The following is a 19,392-nucleotide window of genomic DNA, read 5'->3' as shown; positions in this document are numbered from 1 at the left end:
TTTTTAAGGCGTCAAAGTCCCTAAATTGTACGTATTATCCGGGTTGCCATCGTCATCGCCTGACGGGTCGTCAGCGGGTGCTGACAATACTTTTGACGGTGCATTATGCGCTGATAAAAACGTAGTGAGCCTGTTAACCTTTGCACTTGGGTATTTGGCCACAAAATCGGGGGTGTATATCCCCAATGAAATTTTAATGCTGTCGGTTTGAAGCGAATTTAACCAGGCGATTAATTGCAGCCGGTCAAAAACAACGTCTTCTGTAAATGCCTGAACGATCCTGGGGTCGAGCGCTCCTTTAAATATTTGATGATAATTTTTAACACATGCTTTTGCTAAGTCATTGTTAACCGGTCCGTGTCCTTTTGCCATTATTAATAAGGGTTTAGTGTGTAGTTAAAGGTATTAAATCAATTTTAAATTTTTATACCGTTAAAACACCGTATTTTTTAGGTGTTTTTCACATTGCCATTATTGTTTTTTAGCGTGATTTTAGACACACGGCTATTTTATTGGGCCCGGATAAACAAAAATCATCACCATGCAAACGATCCCAAAACCTAAAAAAAATGCGGCAACCTTTCGTATAAAAAAAGCACGCAAGGTTGAAATTATCATTGCCGAAAGCACCTTGAAACAATTAAAGGTTTTGCAGCCTAAACCCGAATTATAGTTGTTTAAAACGTTACGCTAACACCACCGGTAAATAAAAAATAAAGCCCGTTCATGCTGTTATTATTATAGTCAACCTGGTTAAAGGGCTTGATAAAATAGGGCGTTACCATCAATTGCACCTTATCAATATTATAAGTTACCGGCATAGCAGCACTTGCCGACAGGAAAGTGTATTTTTTAACTTCCTGCTGTTTTTGCTGGGTATCTGTTTCGTTAATTATGGTTTGCGTGGGCGGGGTTGCCGCGGTACCGGTTCCGGGTATTCCAAGAATAGGCGCCGAGCCTGGTGAGCCCGGATTTTCAACCGCGCGTTGCACCTGCGACGTGGTATAATACGTTTCGTAAAACGATTGCGTGCCGGCGTAGGCAGTAATTGTTGGCGCTATTTTTAAGGCGTTGGTTTTTTTAGCGCCGGTTTTTAGCAGGGTTATTTCCTTACTCAATTCGGCATTATTTACAATATCGTTGGTGTTTTGTGTCCCGAAACGATAGCTGCCACCGATGGTTATTTTTACCACATCAGCCGGATTGTAATTTAGTTGCCCATCAATAGTGGCCTTAAATGATGACAGGATGATGGGGCTGTTATTGGTTATAAAATATTTGGTTACTGATAGGGCGCCGCCAAATTCTTTCTTTTTATCGAATGAAAAAACATAGCCGGGTGTTACGCTTATCCCTTCGGCACCCGATTTGGTTCCGTTCAAATCAAAATAACCGGCAGCACTTAAAAACAGGCCCTGTTTTGATACCACGGTAAATGTAGGCAGCAATATAGGTACGCTTGAGTTATCGCGGCGGCCGGCATAGGTAAGGTTTGATATGTATTGTAAGCCGGCGTTAAAAAATAAACTTTTGGTGTGTATGCTATCCGGAGTTACCTGGCCACTTGCGTTCAGGGTGGTGATTGCCGCGGCCAGTACAACAATAAGTTGAAGTTTTTTCATTGGGACAGGGGATTAAATTTTCGATCAAAATCAGAAAAGGCCCGGAGGCCCTTCTGATCGTGATCTGATAATTTTGTGGTTTTATTTGTTTTTTGAAGCAGATAAATTAGCGTTATCACTTGATGAGCCGCTGATACTTGCCTGTTTTTTACCAGCTTTAACACTGGTTGACGTAGTAGTATTATTGCTGCCGCTCAGGCTTGCTTTTTTGGGTGAAGCGCTTAGATCAGCCGAACCGCTGCTGGTAGTACTGCTGTTAACTGCTACTTTTTTGCTGGCATTAATTGCACGGCTTTTATTAGCGGCTACAGTAGTATTGGCTTTATTAACAGCCGCTGTTTTTTTAGCCGAAGCATTTGCAGCAACATCAGCCGATGTGGTTTTAACTGCTGATACTGATCTATCGGCATTGGCGCTAACATTGGCTTTTGCAGCCTCGCTTGCGCTGATACCTGATCTTGAAGCCGATGCGGCGGTATTGGTAGTCGCATCAACATCTGCCTTTGAAGTATTTATAGCAGTGTTTGATGTAGCATTAACCGTTGCATCCGTTGTGGCTTTAGCAGCAGCGGCCTTGGTTGTTGCATTTTGTGCAGCTGTTTGGGCTGCGGCTTGCGATTGTATTGCAGCTTGTTTGCTGGCTTCTGTAGCCTGGCTAACAACTTTTTGTGTGGTAGAAGCTGCATTTACAGCCGGTATAGCAGTTTGAGTTGCAATTTTGGTAGCGGTACTTGCACCAACATTAAGTTGGGCGAAACTTGCCTTAGTAGCAAAAAGGGCCGCGGCAAATAACATGGGTTTAAATAACTTTTTCATGATTTCTGTATATTAGTTAATACTACAGAACCTAAGCCAATACCCTACCAAATCAATTGATCATTATGTTAAAAACTGTTAAAAAAACAATTTACTTAATTTAATTAACTTAAAATCAAATACTTACAATAAAACAACGATTAAAAAAGCAGACTTATCCCAAATCACCGCGGGAATTATCGCTCATAAAAAAACTGAATACTTTTCTGTACACCTGTACATAAAATATTCAGTTTCAAGGCTGTTTAGCTTCGCTTACGCCACTATTACATTTTAGGCATGCGTTTCATCATGCTGGCCATGGCCGCAGGGTTGCTCATTTGTTTCATCACCTTACGCATATCGTCAAATTGTTTGATCAGGCGGTTAACCTCGGTTAGGTTAGTGCCCGAGCCTTTGGCAATACGGTTACGGCGGCTTTGGTTTATGCTATCGGGATTTTCCTTTTCAAACGGTGTCATCGACTGGATGATAGCCTCGATCGCTTTAAAAGCATTATCGTCAACCTCAATATCTTTCATGGCTTTGCCAACGCCGGGTATCATGCCCATCAGATCTTTCATGTTACCCATTTTTTTGATCTGCTGTATCTGGCTGTAAAAATCGTTAAAGTCGAATTTATTTTTGCGGATCTTGCGTTGCAGCTCGGCAGCTTCTTTTTCGTCAAATTGCTGTTGCGCACGTTCAACTAATGATACCACGTCGCCCATGCCCAAAATACGCGATGCCATACGATCGGGGTGGAAAACATCAAGCGCTTCCATCTTTTCGCCGGTACCGATAAACTTGATCGGTTTGTTCACTACTGATTTGATAGACAAGGCCGCGCCGCCGCGGGTATCACCATCCAGTTTGGTTAATACTACGCCGGTAAAGTCCAAACGATCGTTAAACACCTTGGCGGTGTTTACGGCGTCCTGGCCGGTCATGGCGTCAACAACAAATAAAATCTCGTGCGGGTTAACTGCTGCTTTTACCTGCTCAATTTCCACCATCATGGCTTCATCAATTGATAAACGGCCGGCGGTATCCACAATCACAACGTTATTGCCATTCTGTTTTGCACGGGCAACACCTTCGCGGGCAATAGCTATCGGGTCTTTCGAGTCGCGGTTGGCATAAACTTCAATACCGATCTGTCCGCCTAAAACTTCTAACTGGTCAATAGCCGCCGGGCGGTAAACGTCGCCGGCAACCAGTAATGGTTTTTTATTTTTTTGTGTTTTTAAAAAGTTGGCCAGCTTACCGGTAAAGGTAGTTTTACCGGCACCGTTTAAACCTGCAATTAAAATTACAGTAGGCGTAGCCGGAAAGTTTAGTTCTGCGGTTGAGCCACCCATTAACTGGGTAAGCTCGTCGTTCATTATTTTGGTCAGCAATTGCCCCGGCGATATGGTGGTGAGCACATTTTGGCCTATAGCCTTTTGCCTCACATCATCGGTAAATGCTTTCGCGGTTTTATAGTTAACGTCGGCATCAAGGAGCGCCTTGCGAATCTCCTTCATGGTTTCGGCCACGTTTATCTCTGTAATGGTGCCCTGGCCTTTTAATACCTTGAACGCCCTGTCTAACTTGTCCGATAAATTCTCAAACATCTTTATTATTCTTTTTTAAGCCCACAAAGGTATGATTTTCACGTAAATTGGGGTAATTAGTTTTAGATGAGGAACGTAAATTATTGATCTTTTTGATGTGCCTGCTGCCACTTTAGGTTTTTACGCTGTTTTCTGATCTCATCTGCGAGGGTTTGGCAACCGGGTACTTCAAAGCTTTTGAGTAGTATAACGCTGTTGTCATTAAGTTTTATCATGATTTTACGACCGGAGTAAACAGGCATTTTATTTTCTTCGTTATCTTCTTCAAATAGCGTGCTATTTCTACCGTGAACCTTAATTTGATAATCTTCGCCGGATATTGCTGCAATATCCGTGATCCGGATCGACCGCCGGTAAGACAGTAGCGGTTTAACGATGATAAGTTCATTTGCGGTTAAATAACATTGCTGAAATGAAATAATTACCCACAGACACATAACAGCAACCATACCAAAAATGACTATCAAACCAATGTAAGCTATATGGCCCATCGTCATCTTACTCTGTTCAACTCCAGGTCCCTGCCAAAGGAGCAAATACACCAGCCAGCAAAAAAAAGCCAGCCCAATTATGCCCCAAACAAACAGCCTTGCACTGGGCTTCGTCTTAAAAATATATTGATCATTATTCATTCCAGTGGTTTAAACTTTACTAAGGTATAATTAAAGTTGTTACATCCCGGTGCAAACCAATTTGGCATGTATGTGTTGGTGTATTGAAAACCGGCGATAAGCCGGGGTGAACCTAAAAAATGAAAAAGCTGATCGTATTTGACCTCGACGGAACCCTTGCCCAAAGCAAGGCGCCGTTAGATAAGGAAATGGCTAAGCTGTTTGGCAACCTGCTCGATGTTGCCCGGGTTGCGATCATATCCGGCGGAGCCTGGCCGCAATTTAAAAAGCAGGTGATAGCTAAACTACCCAAAAGCAGTAAAATGGAGCAATTATCCATATTACCTACCTGTGGAACTAAGTTTTACGAATACGGAAAAGGCAAATGGGAAAAGCTATACAGTGAGGATTTTACAGATACACAAAAGAAGAAGATCATCAAATCGCTAAACAAAGCCGTCGAAAAATCGGGTTTTAAGGCGGATAAGACCTGGGGGGAGCAGATAGAGGACCGGGGTAGCCAGATCACGTTTTCGGCCCTGGGGCAAAAAGCGCCGCTTGAACCTAAAAAAGCCTGGGACCCTAAGTTTGCCAAGCGCAAAAAGATCAAAGCGATATTGAACAAGATGATCCCCGAATTCCAGGTGATGCTGGGCGGCGCAACATCGATAGATATAACCAAACCCGGGATTGACAAAGCCTACGGCATGCACAAGCTGCAGGATATTTTAGAAATAGGCATTAACGAAATGCTTTTTGTTGGCGATGCCCTGTTTAAAGGCGGTAATGATTACCCGGCAAGCACCACCGGTGCCGATTGCATACAAGTACCCGACCCGGAATACACCAAAATTTTAATTAAAACCCTAATTGCCTGTTTGGCAAACACAGATATCCATGGTACACCCCAAAACTAAACCTGTCAAAGATTTTAAAATGCAACGCCTCGGCGTTATTATGAAGCCCGACATGGAAAACCCCATGGAAGCCGGGGGCGTTTTAAACCCGGCCGTTGTACGCGGTAAAGACGGGCACCTGTATCTTTTCCCGCGGATAGCCACCAAAGATAATTACTCGCGCATTGGTATTGCCCGGGTAATATTTAATAAAGCCGGCGACCCGGTTGATGTTGAACGTTTAGGAATAGCTTTAGAGCCTGAAGCCGATTATGAAAAGCGGCCAGATGGTGGTGGCGGCTGCGAGGATCCGAGGATAACCTATGTTGAGCCGCTGGACCATTATATCATGACCTATACCGCCTTTTCGGCGAACGGGCCCCGTATTGCCTTAGCACAATCAAAAGACCTGATCCGTTGGGAGCGTCTTGGGCTGGCCTGCTATGCACCGTATGAGGACATTGATTTTGACGGTGTGAACAATAAGGATGCCTGCCTTTTTCCATGCGCGGTACCCAGCCCACATGGGCACCGATCATTAGGGATGCTGCACCGGCCATTATTTCCGGGCACCCGGCCCGAGGAAAAAGTAAAAAAGCCCTGGGACGATGAAGTGCATAAACACCACGAAAGTATCTGGCTAAGTTATTGCCACGTGCATCCCGAAAAGGATAAAAAATGGAACCCGGGCGAATTTACTTCACACCGCCCGCTGGCTATACCGGTATCAGCCTGGGAGGCTTTAAAGATCGGTGCCGGAACGCCGCCGGTACTCACCAAATTTGGCTGGATGTTTTTATACCACGGCGTAATGGAAAGTGAGCATTCAACCAAAAACAAACAAGCTTTATGTTATTCGGCAGGCTTGATGATCCTTTCGGAGAATGACCCTTACGACGTGGTTTTCAGAACTGTGAAACCGCTTTTAAAACCCGACCTGCCCGAAGAGCGCGTTGGCATTATTGCCGATGTGGTTTTCCCGACAGGTATAGACCAGCGAACCGATATTGGCCAGCCCAACCGCTACGATGTTTATTACGGTATGGCCGATGATAAGATAGGGGTTGCGCGATTGGATATACCCGATGCCTTGCCGTATATCAATTAACAAGATGAGAGATTGGTAATATTGAACACCAGATATCCGGTTTTGGAATAGCAGACAAAAACCCGGTATTGGGTATTCGAAATCCATTATCCGATATTATTAGTAATATAGGTGCTGATTACTTATTGACCGGAATAGTAAACCAAAAAGTAGAGCCGGAGCCGGGTTCACTTTCCACACCTATTTTACCATGATGCCGCTCAATAATTTCGGCGCTTAAATAAAGCCCGATTCCAAAGCCCGAAACGTGTTGGGTATTAGCGTTTTCAACACGGTAAAAACGATCAAAAAGCTTGCTCAGATCCTGGGATTTAATCCCCACGCCTTCGTCTTTTACGCTCACTTTTATATTGTTCCCTGTTTTTTCGCAATTGACATCGATATTTGAGCCGCGCGGCGAATATTTAATGGCATTGCTGATAAAGTTAGAAATAACGTGCCCTATTTTATCCTTGTCGGCAAAAACACTGATCGATTCGCATGGTAATAGTTTGATAGCATGGGTTGCACCTAAAAGCAGGGTTTCGTCCATTATATCTTTTACCACATCGCTCAGATCAAACGATGTTTTATTAAGCTGGATCTTACCGGCCTCCAGCCGCGACAGGTTTAAAAACCCATCGATCATGTTGTGCATTTTATTTACCTGAACTTCAACCTTGCCCAGTGCGCCGGCTGCAAAATGGTCGCTATCTTTCCGGGCTTTGGCACCCAGCAACTGTACGTAAGCTTTTAACGAGGTTAATGGCGTTTTTAACTCGTGGCTCACCATACTGATAAACGCACTTTTGCGTATGTCGTCCTGCTTTTGATCGGTAATATCCAGCACCGAGCCGATAAACCGCACCGGCTCGTCGTGTTCGTTAAACAGGGCCTTGCCTTTGGCGCGCACCCATCGTATTTTTTGGTCATCCGCACCAATGGTCCGGTATTCAACATCGTAGTTGCCGTTGTTAACCGATTTAACAAAAACATCTTTAATTACATCGGTTACCCGCTCCCGATCATCGGGATGCAGACCGGGCAAAAAGTCTTTATCATAGCTTACCGGGTCTTTATGCGATATGCCGAACAAGGTGCGGCAGCGCTCATCCCACTCCAGGGTATTTGCCAACAGGTCCATATCAAAGGTACCCAGTTGCGCCGCTTCCTTCGACAGGCGTTCCTGTTCGTACGAACGTTCCAGCTCCATCAGTGCACGGCGTTCTTCGGTTATATCCTGCACCGTACCACTAAACCGCACAGGCTGCTGCCTGGCATTGAATAAGGTTTGCCCTTTGGCCCTTACGTAACGCGGCCGGGGGTCGAGCGGGTTAATAATGGTGTATTCAATATCATAGTGCCCGCCATACCTGAAGTTTAGCGCATCCTGGATAGCCGATAACACATTATTTCTGTCTCTTTCGGCTATTATATTGATCGCTTTTGAAAACTCTATTTCATCATCCGGCCCCAGCCCAAACCACGATTTAAGCATAGCATTACCCTTAAAGCGATTGGTTGCCGGGTCGAGATCGAAAGTGCCCAGGTTAGCTGCGTGTAAAGCAAAACGCAAAGCTTCTTCGCTTTGCTCAACCTCAAGCTGGCTTTGTTTCAGCTCATCGCGGGTAACGCGCAGTTCATCAATAGTGGCATTAAGCTCCTCGTTGGTTGATAGCAGTTCTTCGTTGGCAGCTGCCAGTTCATTGTTTAAATTCAGGATGGCTTCGCGCGATTCGACCTGCGCGGTAATATCCAGGATAAGACCTGAAAAATGCGCCCGACGGGGCCCCTCGGCAGCATACAATTTACCCGATGCCCTCACCCAGCGGCGGCTCCCGTCGGCATATACAATAGGATGCTCCATGGTATAGCTTTGGTTTTGGGCTACCGATGCCTGTATACCCTGGTTTATGCTATCGTGATAATCGGCCGGTATTTTACTCAGTATGTTGTCGTAAGTTACAGGGCCATCGGGCGGCAGGTCAAATATTTCCCTCAACCTGGGCGATACGGTAAACTCATGCGTTTCGGCATCCATATGCCATGTTGCGCCATTTGCAGCATCTATCGAAAAACGGTGGAGCTCTTCGGCCCGTTGTACCTCGATACGCGCGTTTACTTTGTCGGTAACATCAATGGCCAAAACCATAATAGCGCTTACCACTTCATTTTGCCACATGGGCTCATAAACAAAATCCAGAAAAACATTTTCCGGCACGCCGTTGCGGATCAGCATTACTTCGTGCTCCCTGGCAATAAAAGCCTCACCGCTGCTAATCACTTCATTCATTATCGGAGCATAGGCCTCGGCGGCTTCGGGTACGGCATCCCAAATGGTATGGTTTTCTAAATCTTCGCGTTTTTTACCGGCCAGCTCAAGGTATGAGTCGTTGGCATCGGTTACCATTAGGTCGCTTGCGCGGATAATGCAGATACCCACCGGGGCCTGGCTAACCATGCTGCGAAAACGGGCGTTGCTGTCGGCTAATTCATCGTATATTTTTCGCAACGCTTCCTGCGATTGTGTTAACTCTTCGTTAGCGGCATTCAGTTCTTCGTTAGCTGCCGAAAGCTCCTCGTTTGAGGCCCGCAATTCTTCGGTCAGGTTTTGCTCGCGCTCTTTACCTAAATATCTTTCGGTAACATCAAAGGCGGTATGTAATATGGCGTATGTTTGCCCTTGCGCGTTTTTTATTGCGCGGTACTCATAGTCAAAATAAAAGGTTTTTAATTCGCCGTTAATCTTAAGATCGGCGGGTGTATCCGTACCCGAAACAGTGATCCCCTCATTCCAAACCCGTTTAAACAGATCGATAAACGGCTGCCCCTTAAGCTCGGGCAAAGCCTCCTCCAATGATTTACCGATAACGCTGCCGCCTTTGCCCCAAATAGCCAGCATGGCATCGTTAGCAAACTGAATAACAGCATCTTCGGTTACATGCACCGCAACCGCGTAATTGCTTAAGGATAGAATGTCGAGTAATTGTAGATCGCTTAACAGCGGTTTAGCGTTATTCATTAATATTAACAGGACAATGGTTTAGCTTGTTATAACCATTTAACCTGCAAAAGGTTTGCCGGCAAGCTTAACCAAAATACATTAATTTTTTATTGTATCACTAGTAAGACCTACCAGTTATAAGCGCCTGTATTTAGCCGGATACTGATCTGAAGAAAAACTGATCGCCAAAACGGACCTTATAGATACGCGGCGGCATACCGGTTATTTTTTTAAATACCCGCGAAAAGTGCGATTGATTATCGAAGCCGGTTTGCGCGGCAATCTGGGCATAGGTAAGCTGACTGGTAACAATAAGATACTGGGCACGCTCTATCCTTTTTTCGTTGATATAATTTAAGGGCCTGTCGCCGGTGTGGCGTTGAAACGAACGCGAAAAATATTCGCTGTTTTGATTGGCCCTTTCCGCCAGATGTGTTACCGATAGTTTTTGGTGAAGATGTAACGAAATATAACTGATAGCATCGAGTATTTTAACAGGAATAATGCCTGTTTCTTTTTGGGTAACTGCCGCTGATGCCAGGAATCGCGCAAGCAACTGCATAATAATGCCCTGTGTTTCTAAAAACGCGGGCAGGTGCTGCCGGTTGTTCAACTCCTGGTATTCTTTATAAAATATATTGCGCTCGTATATCTTCGGATTGTCTGACCGGTTGATGCCCCTGCCAGGGTTGATCTCCAATAAACGCCTGAAGTTACTAACGTCGTTTTCGGTAGCTTTGATCTTAATAACAGATCGGTTATAGGCAAACAGGGATATACCATCAGACGATTCTTCGAAAAACTGGACAAAATATTGATCAAGATGGTTATCGCATTTTAGATTGCATAAAGTAAAACTTGGAATGACGTACAGATAACCGGCTTCCAACTGCACCGTTCCCGAAATGTTTGAAATTTCGCCCATACCTGCTTCAATATAATATATGCGGTAGTAGGGGCTTATCACGTTTTTATAATTCCAGTTTGCGCCCAGTTCTACGTGGTCAACATTGAGTAACGAAAATGTGTATTTCTGCGCACGTTTGATCATTGGCCTGGTGATAAGCAGGATTGCATTTATAGCAGCAAGATAATCAATAGTCTGTTTTGTACAAAAAAAAGTCTGTTTGCCGCAAATTAAAACCGGCAGCTATTGTTAGTTTTGATAAGCCAATTATAAACCCATATTTAATTAACGATGAGGATGAAAAAAATCTTTTCCATCTGTTTTACTGCCGCTTTTTTAATAGCCCTATCGGCGAAAGCCCAAAATAAAGCTGTAACCGATGCGCCTGTTACCCGCACCTTAAACAAAGCCATCGGCGAAAGCGGTAACGATACCGGTTTTGATATGGCGCCCGAAACTACGCTGCAAAATGTTGAAGCAGCGGTAAAGCTCATTGCCACCAAAATGCCCAAAGGCCCATACAAACCCACCTGGGAATCGTTAAAAGAAAACTATAAAGTACCGGCCTGGTATGCAGGGGCCAAGTTTGGTTTATGTATGCACTGGGGTTTATACTCGGTACCGGCTTATCATAACGAATGGTACGAAAAACACATGTACACAGCCGGTGGTATTGGCCAATGGCACGTGGATCATTTTGGCACGCAGGATAAGTTTGGCTATAAAGATTTCATCCCGATGTTTACCCAGGATAAATTTGACCCGCAAGCCTGGGCCGATCTTTTCAAAAAATCGGGTGCACGGTTTGTGGCGCCAACCTGCCAGCATCATGATGGTTTTGCCTTATGGGATAGCAAAGTTACCCCATACAACGCCAAACAAATGGGGCCCAAGCGCGACCTGATAGGAGAACTGTGTGCTGCAGTACGCAAACAGGGCCTTAAATTTGGCTTCACCAATCACCAGATCGAAAACTTTCAGTTTATCAATCCGCCTGCCGACATGATCGAAAAAATGAAGGCAGAAAAAGCCGATCTGTTCGATGCGAAATGGGCGGCTTTTTACAACGTTGCCGACCGAAGCGATGAGGCTTGCCGAAAGTTTTTGCTGGGCTGGTTTAACCGGAATGTAGAATTGATTGACAAATACCAGCCCGATGTATTGTGGTTCGATAATGGTATCGATCAGCGCTTTTTGGACCCGATGAAGCTGCAGGTTGCGGCTTACTATTACAACAGCGCAAAAAAATGGGGTAAAGATGTTACCCTCAACACAAAAAAAGCAGCTTTTGCCCCAACGGGAGTCAATACGGCAACTATCGGTTCTGTTTTGGATTTTGAGGGTCATGTGCCTCCGGGCATCCGCACCGGTACCTGGGACGTGGACAGCAAAATAGGCAGTACCTGGGGTTATACCAATGGTATGACGGTGGCCAATGCCGCATCTGTTGTTAACCGGCTGGTGGATATTGTGAGCAAAAACGGTACGCTGATGCTTAATTTATCGCCCAAAGCAGATGGCACCATCCCGCAGGACCAACAGGAAACATTGTTAGGCATTGGCAAGTGGCTGGAAGTAAACGGCGAGGCTATTTACGATACCCATAACTGGATAAAATTTGCAGAGGGCGAGAAGGACGCTATCCACTTTACAGTGAAGGGCGATGTGTTGTATGCCATTATCAGCGGCAAATGGCCCGGCGCTTCGGCAACTATTACTTCGCTGGCTGAAGGGCAGGCGCCTGCCGGGAAGATCAATGCGATTACGTTGCTTGGCGCGAAAGGGAACCTCGCCTTTATACAGGATGGCAGCGGTTTGCATGTAACCCTGCCCGCCAATCCACCCTGCGATATTGCCTGCACGCTAAAAATTACCGGTTTAAAGATGAACCCGTCCACGGTGACAGAATCGGGTAACCCGGTAATGGCGGCTGAATTGAAATAAGGTGCCTGTGAGGACACAGACACCGGGGTAGAAAAATAGATTCACGCTAAAATCTCTAATTGATAGTAACCCTTTTTAGCTCCTCCCGACCGTAAAATACCGGGAAATACATCATTTCGGCTTTGGCCGGATTGAGGGTGTAATTACCGCCGTACCTCGGCATCAGTTTAATGGTGAAACTGTATTTGCCTTGTTTAAGCTTGCGGCAAAATATGCTCACCTTGTTTTTAAAATATTCGCGGTGTACTTCGGCGCCCCAGTAAGGTTGTTCTTTACTCTCGTAAGAGCAGCCTGCCGGTATCGGTATCTCGATCATCACAAAATCGGCATCAGCGCGGGCGGTAACCTCGGCCTGTAAGCTTACAGGTTCGCCGCCTTTTAGCAGGGTTGTTTTATTACCCGATCTTTCGAACCAGGTGTTCACGGTAAAATCCTTACTTACTTTAACCGGCTGTTTGTTCCAAAACTGCTGGTAGCCGGTTATGTACACTGGCATTACACCGGTTTTACTTACTTTTAACGATGTGGCCGGATTTAACGTGGCGGTATAGGGGAATTGTGTTACCGTTTCGTTTTTATCCCCGTTAAGGGTAATTGCCGGCGGGGCTGGGGTTTGTTTGCCGATAAGCAGATCGGGCAAAATAGTTTCGAGTATCAATGATGACTCGTAGGTATTGCGCCAGTAACCGTCTTTACGCTGCTCTAAAAAATAGTTGCGCAGCCTGATGAGCATTTCGGGGTGTTTGCCATCTGCTTTTAAAATATGGTAGGCCATTACACTTAACTGGATGGAGTTATCAAAAAAGCGGTAGCTGTCGTTTTCGCCCCAATACAGATTGCCAAACATGGTACTGCGCTTTTTGAGCAGCAGGCTATCCATAACAATGGGCAAACCGGCCTGCTGTTTAACAGCCATCAGTTTCATTTTGTCATAGTCGGACCGTTTGATCTTTGGCGACAAGCCTTTTTCGTAAACAGCTATCAGCTGATTGTAATCGGCTTTGGCATTCAGTTTCAGTAAAATATTTATCGCATCCAGTTTGTTTACCCCCTGGTATGAGGTTACCTGGTACATTAAATAATCGATCAGTTTTTGTTTATCGATCAAGGTGTGGTAGCCTTCCTTTTCGGCGTCAACCAATGCCTCAACAGCGTGCAGGCTTATCCACAGTTCTTCTTCGGTATCTTTCCACCAGCCCCAGGTGCCTTCGGCACGGCGGTTTTCCTGTAGTTTTTTAATCAGGTCCAACACATTCCTATCCCATTTAAATGGCTGCCCCAAATAAGTACGGATGCGTTTTTCAACCAGCAACCCTTTTAGTTTTGATGCCAGCTGCTCGTTGCATAAATATTCGTAAATGCGCAGGCGGTCGGTTTCCTCGGTTAATGCAGGCAGTACCGACGATTCGGCCCTGAAGGTCACCTTGCCTAATGCCGGGTCGAACTTTAGGGTAACGGTGGTATCCTTTTCCAGATCGGCAAAGGTGCCTTTTGTTTCAAGCACGCCCTGTTCAAAAACGGGTATGCTGCGCCTTTCGCCATCAAAATAGCCGTTGTCTTTTTTTATGGTGTATTCAAATTTCAGGCTGTCCTTATCAGCGGCAACTATCCTGAAAGTATCTATAAGCGCATTTTTTACGCTTAGCCTATTCTGCTTAAACGGCTCACCATTATACAGAAAGCGACGATCAACATGGGCCACATCGGTAGTATAGTTCATCATTTTGCCCAGTACATTCATTTCATCTCCCTTAACGGCAAATTGTGGCGTTACCATATTTGCGCTAAGCGCCTTATAAGCTTTGATCGCGAGATTATCACGATACCCGGTATATTTGCCGCTAACAGCAACCGCTGTGGTGCGCCAGCTGGTAATATCATCGGGGAATGTTGCATTGTATCTGGCATTGCCCTGTTCATCGGTAATGAGCCTGGGCTGCCAGTAGGCATAATCGCGAAAGTTGGTGCGCGTGGTGTTTTGCCCGCCAGGCAGTTCAATACCGGCAGTGCTATTTTTACTCCCTTTTTTGGTGGTGATGATGACCACCCCGCTTGCACCCCGGGCGCCGTAAATGGCGGTACCTGCCGCATCTTTTAGGGTGCTGATGTCGGCGATGTCACCGGCGTTAACACCATCTATGCTATCTACAATAACGCCATCAACCACGTATAAGGGCTTAGCTGATGCGTCCGGAGTTGCCGCGCCGCGAATAGCGATATCGATACCCGCAACCTTGCCTTCTAAGGTAGAAACTGATGCCAGGCTCATGCTTTTCATTGATCGCGTGCCGTAACCGGTAACAACCACTTCATTAAGCGACATACTCGACTCGGCGAGTATAATTTTGACATCGGTACCCGGCCTGATATCTTCCATGGTGGATACATAGCCAATATAAGCGATACGCAACTTACCCGACGGGGGCACGGTAATTCTAAACCGGCCATTTATATCGGTAACCGTACCGTGATTGGTACCGTTAACTATAACAGACACCCCGATAAGCGTTTGTTTATTTTTATCCAACACCTGACCGGTCATCTGGTCTTTAAATGTAGTATTATCAACGTATTGATGGTTAAATGCCTCTTTTATCTTCAGCTTTTGCTGATCTTCATCGGCGTACTGATAATCAGTTAGATACTGCTCAATAATAGTTGATATTTTGATGCTTACGCTATCCCTGGATTTGATGCGGTTGAATTTTACCTTGTAATAATTAATGCCGTTGGGTTTGATACTGATGCCTTCCTGCAGCTGGTACCTGTCGCCATCCAATAAAAACAACAGGCGATAATTACCGGGGTTAAGGTATCTGAAATCGGTAGTACTGCCCGGGTAAATGCCGAGATAATCGGGGTTGCCCTCGCGGTATATCACTACATTTTTGATAAAAGGCGGGTGTTTATCTGGATGATCGCCCTGGTATTCATCAAAGCCAATAACCAGTTTACCATTACCATAGGGGTTTAAATAATTGTTGTTAAATAAGCTCTGGGTGTTGCGGCGGCTATCCAGGTAATGGTGCCAAAGGGTATCAACTTCTTTACCGGTAAGCGCATACTGGCTGTACGATGGTATGTCGGCGTCTTTGGGGGCATTGGGCAGGTACCGTTGGTAATTGGGCGCACTTGTACCAAGATGTGTATTGAACGGATAAAGCGAGGCAATTGATTTTTGCTTTAGAAAATTTGGTTTAAACTCGTACGAGTAGCCGGGTTCGGTTATAAAACTTTGCGTAAGGCCGCCTTTCACATCAATAAGCGCATCGTTATAAGACAACGGCCCGGTTAAGATGGTGTTGTTTGTGGCCGATAATGGAGATGGATTGAGTAATATCAAACTATTTTCCTGCGTAAGGGTGGCCATACGCGGACCAAAATTATTAACCACCCTGATCATGTATTTATTGATCAGCCCTGCCTCGTACGGGGTTAGGGTATCGGGCATTTTAACAAAATGTGCCTGGTGGTTCAATGCAGTATCGGCATTAACGCTCAATATCATTTTTTGCCCCTTGGCAACAAAAACCTTATCAAGGGTAATATCCTGGTTTAACGTGCGGAAATTAATTTTATGCCTGCCGGGCGATACCATAAAACTATAGCGCTGCAATTGCTCGGCCTGGCTAAAGTATACCGGGCGCTCATCAATAAACAAAACATATATGGGTAAAATATCGCCGTTCTTTACAACAAAGGGCGCTATTTGAGTGAGGCTGTCGGGTGCGGGTTCGTTTATAAAATAAATATCTTTGGGATGAGTAAATTGGAAATATATGATACTGTCCAATCCCATTTGGCGGCCCCAGCGTTTCCAGTTAAGTTGAAATGCGCCATACTCGCTCTTATCGTCAATTTCAAGCCGTTCTTTTAGATTACGGGCCAGGTAGCTTTTGCCAAAATAAGGAATGGATGTTCCCTTGTAGTTTTTGAATTTGGTGGTAAAAGCAAAGGCGGTAACATCGGCACCGGCAACCGGTTTACCCGCGGGATCTTTAACATTGATGACAATAGGCGCTGTTTGACCCGGGTAAACCGAGATAGGCTGCGTTGGCGTAATGGTGAGTAATTTATCGTAATAGCCAATGGCCTCTTCTTTGGTTTCGGGTTTACCGGCCCAAACATAATTGATCAGAAAGTGGATGTTGCCATTAACCTGACAAGGCTTTTTATAAAACAGGTTTACCGCCTTGCCGCCGTCAATTATTTTATTGCCGCTAAACACCGTGTACCAAAAAGGGATGCGGTGCGGGTTGGTTACGCGGACAAATAACGAGTCGGCGGTGCGCAGCGACGAAATGCTTATCTCGTCTTTAAAATCGGCCATATCTGCACTTTTGTACGCACTATCTGTCCGGATGCTGTAGCTGTCAATGTTGGGGTTGATGATGATCTGTGCCGGTAATGATACATCTTTCACCAATAGCGTATCACCTTTAACCGTTGAGCCGATTATCCGGGCTTTTGCCGATACCGGCCGGTCCTTATCCAGGTAAGTGATCTTTAGGGTATCCTGGTTAAGCTTAGTGGTAATGGTATAGCGTTTATGGGCCGAAAAGGTTAACGTTTCGTCTTTGGTTTGTCGCTCGTTATTGCTGTTTAAAAATACAGCATGTACGCTGTATCGCACATCGGCCATAGGGAAAACCGAATCGGGTATCAGCACTTTGGTTTCGCCTATCGGGTCGAGCTGCAGCTTGTGCTGCCATAAGGTATCGGGTACAAATACATGCTTGTCGTTGTATTGCTGTACATCTTCTGCCGTTAAGATCAACTCGATACGGCCATCGGCAACAGGCAGCTCATTCTCATCGGCTGCTTTAAGGTATAGCGTAGCAGCGGTACTAAATGGCTGTTCTTCCTCGTTGGTGCGCATGTTAAAGGTGATGGTTTTTAACTCGTACTCTTCGTACCTGAAGTTTTTGCTGATCAATACATTATTCTTAGCCTTAACATCTGCCGAGTTTTCGAGACTGATGGTATAGTTTCTGTCGAGCACCAGTTTTAAGCTGTCATTTAAAACAACCGAACTTTCAAAGGCCCCGTCGCGATAACTGTTTACCTGGCCGATGATCTTGCCGGCATCGCCATAAGCTTCTTTAAGGCGGATGTATAACGTTTTTTGTTTGACCGGCGTTTTTGATTTATATTGAAATATATAGGCTTTAAACCTTACGGTATCGCGCGGTTTATACATGGGTTTATTAAAAGCCATAAAGCCGTTGTAAGGCGAACCCTTGCCGTAATAGGGCCCGTGGTGATACTTTGAAAATAAATTAGCCAATGGCTGCCACAGGTAAACTATTGGACGTGAGTTGATGATGTTATGCCATGTTGACGGACCGTAACGGCCTCTTTCCTGCTGATCAACGGTATAATAACTCACAACCCCTTTGTATTTAATTTTTATATAGTGATCATCGTCTTCTTTCTGATGATATTTGATGTGATAAAGTTTAAAGAGGGGGTCATAGCTGATCTGTTTATGATCGAGCCAGGCTTCGGCATCGGTAACTTCGTTCCCGTTTGCGTCGAACAAGGAAAACCGCAGGTCTTTTTTATTATCCAGTAATTGTAAATAAGCGGTATTGACCTGTATCACGTTATAGCTTACCTTGTTTTCGGTAGCGTGTACCGCTAAATAATTGCCGGGCACCAGCTTGGGCTGAACGTAACGGTCGGTAAGCACAGAGTCGACAGGATGGTTTAAAACCAGGTCTTCGGGCTTCTTTTTGGTATCTTCAAAAAACACTTTCATATCCTCATCGCTTAGCGTGTAGATATAGGTATAATAGCTGCTGGTGCGGCTATTGGTTAGTGGTTTTTGCGCAAAGCAAACGCAGCAGCATAAAAGCAGCAGGGCAGATAAGGAAAAGGTTTTCATGGTTGTGCTTTTGTATCAAAATGGTTTTACACAAAAGATTCCATAAATATTATGAAAATAATTGTCAAATGATATAGGCTGTGAATAAGGCAAGCAATTGCTGTTGAAAACAGGAGGCCCCTCCGGAGCCCGGGTTCTTTTTTTCTGCTTACTATAAACAGGTAGCTCCTCCGGAGCTTTAAAAAGTGATTATTGAGATAAGGGCATAATGGAGCCTCTAAACAGTTAACGGTTTACTTCTTACGGCTCACTGTAATAAAGGTACCGAGCGGTACGCCTTCAACAGGCTTTTTTTGCAGTTCGGGCGCATAATACTGGCTTATCACACCATCCATATACAGGGCATTATCGCAGTTGTATTGCGTTTTAAATAATTGCGCCAGTTCATAAAAATTAACTTTATCAAGCGAAATAATAAAAACTACATCACCCTTATTATCAACGCCAACGCCGTTGCGGATGTTTACGTTGGTTGATTGTTCTTTAAAGTTACTGTTTAACGTTCCTCCGATAAGCAGCATGGGGCCGCTTTGCGTAGCAAGGTTTACTTTATAGCTTACTGCCGGATAAGCTTCGCTGGTAATAATATGTGCGTTGTTTTGATCATCCACAATAAATACACCATTGGGTTTAAGCTGGTAAAAGTTGCCGGGCTTATCGGTAGCCAGATCTATTTCCTTATGCGTTTTACCGCCCGATACAAATAAACCCACGGGACTAAGGTCCTGTTCGTACATACCTGCATTCATGGCAAATATGAGGTTGCGTTTTTTATGCTTTTCAATCTCGCTAAAAGTGTAGGTACCGGTTTCGAACCGGTTAAACAATTCAATGTTATATTGTTTAGGATTGAATTTGCAAACCAGGTAATGTTTATTTTGGAAAACAACCGCCTGTACCAACCCGCTTTTTGCTGCCTGTTTTAGCACAGGATGATGCCCATTTGGAAAAGGCACCAGTTTGGCATTAGCATTGAGCCAGAATAGGATGATCAGCGCGAAAGTAACTCTCATGATAAAACCT

At 45.0% G+C, this 19,392-nt stretch carries 13 protein-coding genes; 4 read left to right on the top strand and 9 right to left on the bottom strand.

Features of this window, described 5'->3' with window-relative positions; genetic code table 11:
• Positions 1-3: 3 nt before the first annotated feature.
• Positions 4-372: a hypothetical protein gene (locus ACFGVR_RS06325; RefSeq protein WP_448701860.1), complete on the bottom strand. Its 369-nt coding sequence runs from the start codon at positions 370-372 to the stop codon at positions 4-6.
• A gap of 169 nt (positions 373-541) precedes the next feature.
• Here ACFGVR_RS06325 and ACFGVR_RS06320 point away from each other — a divergent pair, with 169 nt between their 5' ends.
• Positions 542-673 carry a hypothetical protein gene (locus ACFGVR_RS06320; RefSeq protein ID WP_448701858.1) on the top strand — a complete coding sequence of 44 codons (132 nt, stop codon included), beginning with the start codon at positions 542-544 and terminating at the stop codon, positions 671-673.
• Positions 674-677: 4 nt separating this feature from the next.
• Here the strand turns inward: ACFGVR_RS06320 and ACFGVR_RS06315 are convergent, their stop codons facing one another.
• From ACFGVR_RS06315 to ACFGVR_RS06300, 4 genes are all read right to left on the bottom strand, one after another.
• A complete protein-coding gene (locus tag ACFGVR_RS06315) occupies positions 678-1,622 on the bottom strand; it encodes a hypothetical protein (protein WP_448701857.1) in 945 nt (314 codons plus the stop codon).
• Between the two features lie 81 nt (positions 1,623-1,703).
• Positions 1,704-2,438, bottom strand: a complete 735-nt coding sequence (locus ACFGVR_RS06310) for a hypothetical protein (protein ID WP_448701856.1) — start codon at positions 2,436-2,438, stop codon at positions 1,704-1,706.
• A 266-nt stretch (positions 2,439-2,704) separates the two neighbouring features.
• Positions 2,705-4,033, bottom strand: a complete 1,329-nt coding sequence (gene ffh, locus ACFGVR_RS06305; RefSeq protein WP_448701855.1) for a signal recognition particle protein — start codon at positions 4,031-4,033, stop codon at positions 2,705-2,707.
• A gap of 80 nt (positions 4,034-4,113) precedes the next feature.
• Entirely contained in the window at positions 4,114-4,665 is a 552-nt protein-coding gene (locus ACFGVR_RS06300; RefSeq protein ID WP_448701853.1) for a hypothetical protein, read from the bottom strand.
• A gap of 119 nt (positions 4,666-4,784) precedes the next feature.
• Here ACFGVR_RS06300 and ACFGVR_RS06295 point away from each other — a divergent pair, with 119 nt between their 5' ends.
• Entirely contained in the window at positions 4,785-5,561 is a 777-nt protein-coding gene (locus ACFGVR_RS06295) for an HAD-IIB family hydrolase (RefSeq protein WP_448701851.1), read from the top strand.
• Between the two features lie 19 nt (positions 5,562-5,580).
• Positions 5,581-6,648, top strand: a complete 1,068-nt coding sequence (locus ACFGVR_RS06290) for a glycoside hydrolase family 130 protein (RefSeq protein ID WP_448701850.1) — start codon at positions 5,581-5,583, stop codon at positions 6,646-6,648.
• 118 nt (positions 6,649-6,766) lie between these two features.
• Here ACFGVR_RS06290 and ACFGVR_RS06285 read toward each other — a convergent pair whose 3' ends face one another.
• Together ACFGVR_RS06285 and ACFGVR_RS06280 are read right to left on the bottom strand one after the other, a co-directional pair.
• Positions 6,767-9,649, bottom strand: a complete 2,883-nt coding sequence (locus ACFGVR_RS06285; protein WP_448701848.1) for a PAS domain-containing protein — start codon at positions 9,647-9,649, stop codon at positions 6,767-6,769.
• 133 nt (positions 9,650-9,782) lie between these two features.
• Entirely contained in the window at positions 9,783-10,682 is a 900-nt protein-coding gene (locus tag ACFGVR_RS06280; RefSeq protein ID WP_448701847.1) for a helix-turn-helix domain-containing protein, read from the bottom strand.
• Between the two features lie 153 nt (positions 10,683-10,835).
• Between ACFGVR_RS06280 and ACFGVR_RS06275 the strand changes: the two genes are divergently transcribed.
• The gene (locus ACFGVR_RS06275) at positions 10,836-12,482 is read left to right on the top strand and encodes an alpha-L-fucosidase (RefSeq protein WP_448701846.1); all 1,647 of its coding nucleotides are present in this window, start codon (positions 10,836-10,838) and stop codon (positions 12,480-12,482) included.
• A gap of 55 nt (positions 12,483-12,537) precedes the next feature.
• Here the strand turns inward: ACFGVR_RS06275 and ACFGVR_RS06270 are convergent, their stop codons facing one another.
• Both ACFGVR_RS06270 and ACFGVR_RS06265 read right to left on the bottom strand, forming a co-directional pair.
• Positions 12,538-18,369 (bottom strand): carboxypeptidase-like regulatory domain-containing protein, encoded by a 5,832-nt coding sequence (locus tag ACFGVR_RS06270; RefSeq protein ID WP_448701844.1) that lies wholly within the window; start codon positions 18,367-18,369, stop codon positions 12,538-12,540.
• Positions 18,370-18,602: 233 nt separating this feature from the next.
• Complete coding sequence (locus tag ACFGVR_RS06265; protein WP_448701843.1) at positions 18,603-19,382, bottom strand: phosphodiester glycosidase family protein; 780 nt, start codon at positions 19,380-19,382, stop codon at positions 18,603-18,605.
• Between the last annotated feature and the right edge of the window lie 10 nt (positions 19,383-19,392).

This window comes from Mucilaginibacter aureus, from assembly GCF_053514885.1.
This window is presented reverse-complemented; position numbering and strand designations above follow the sequence as displayed.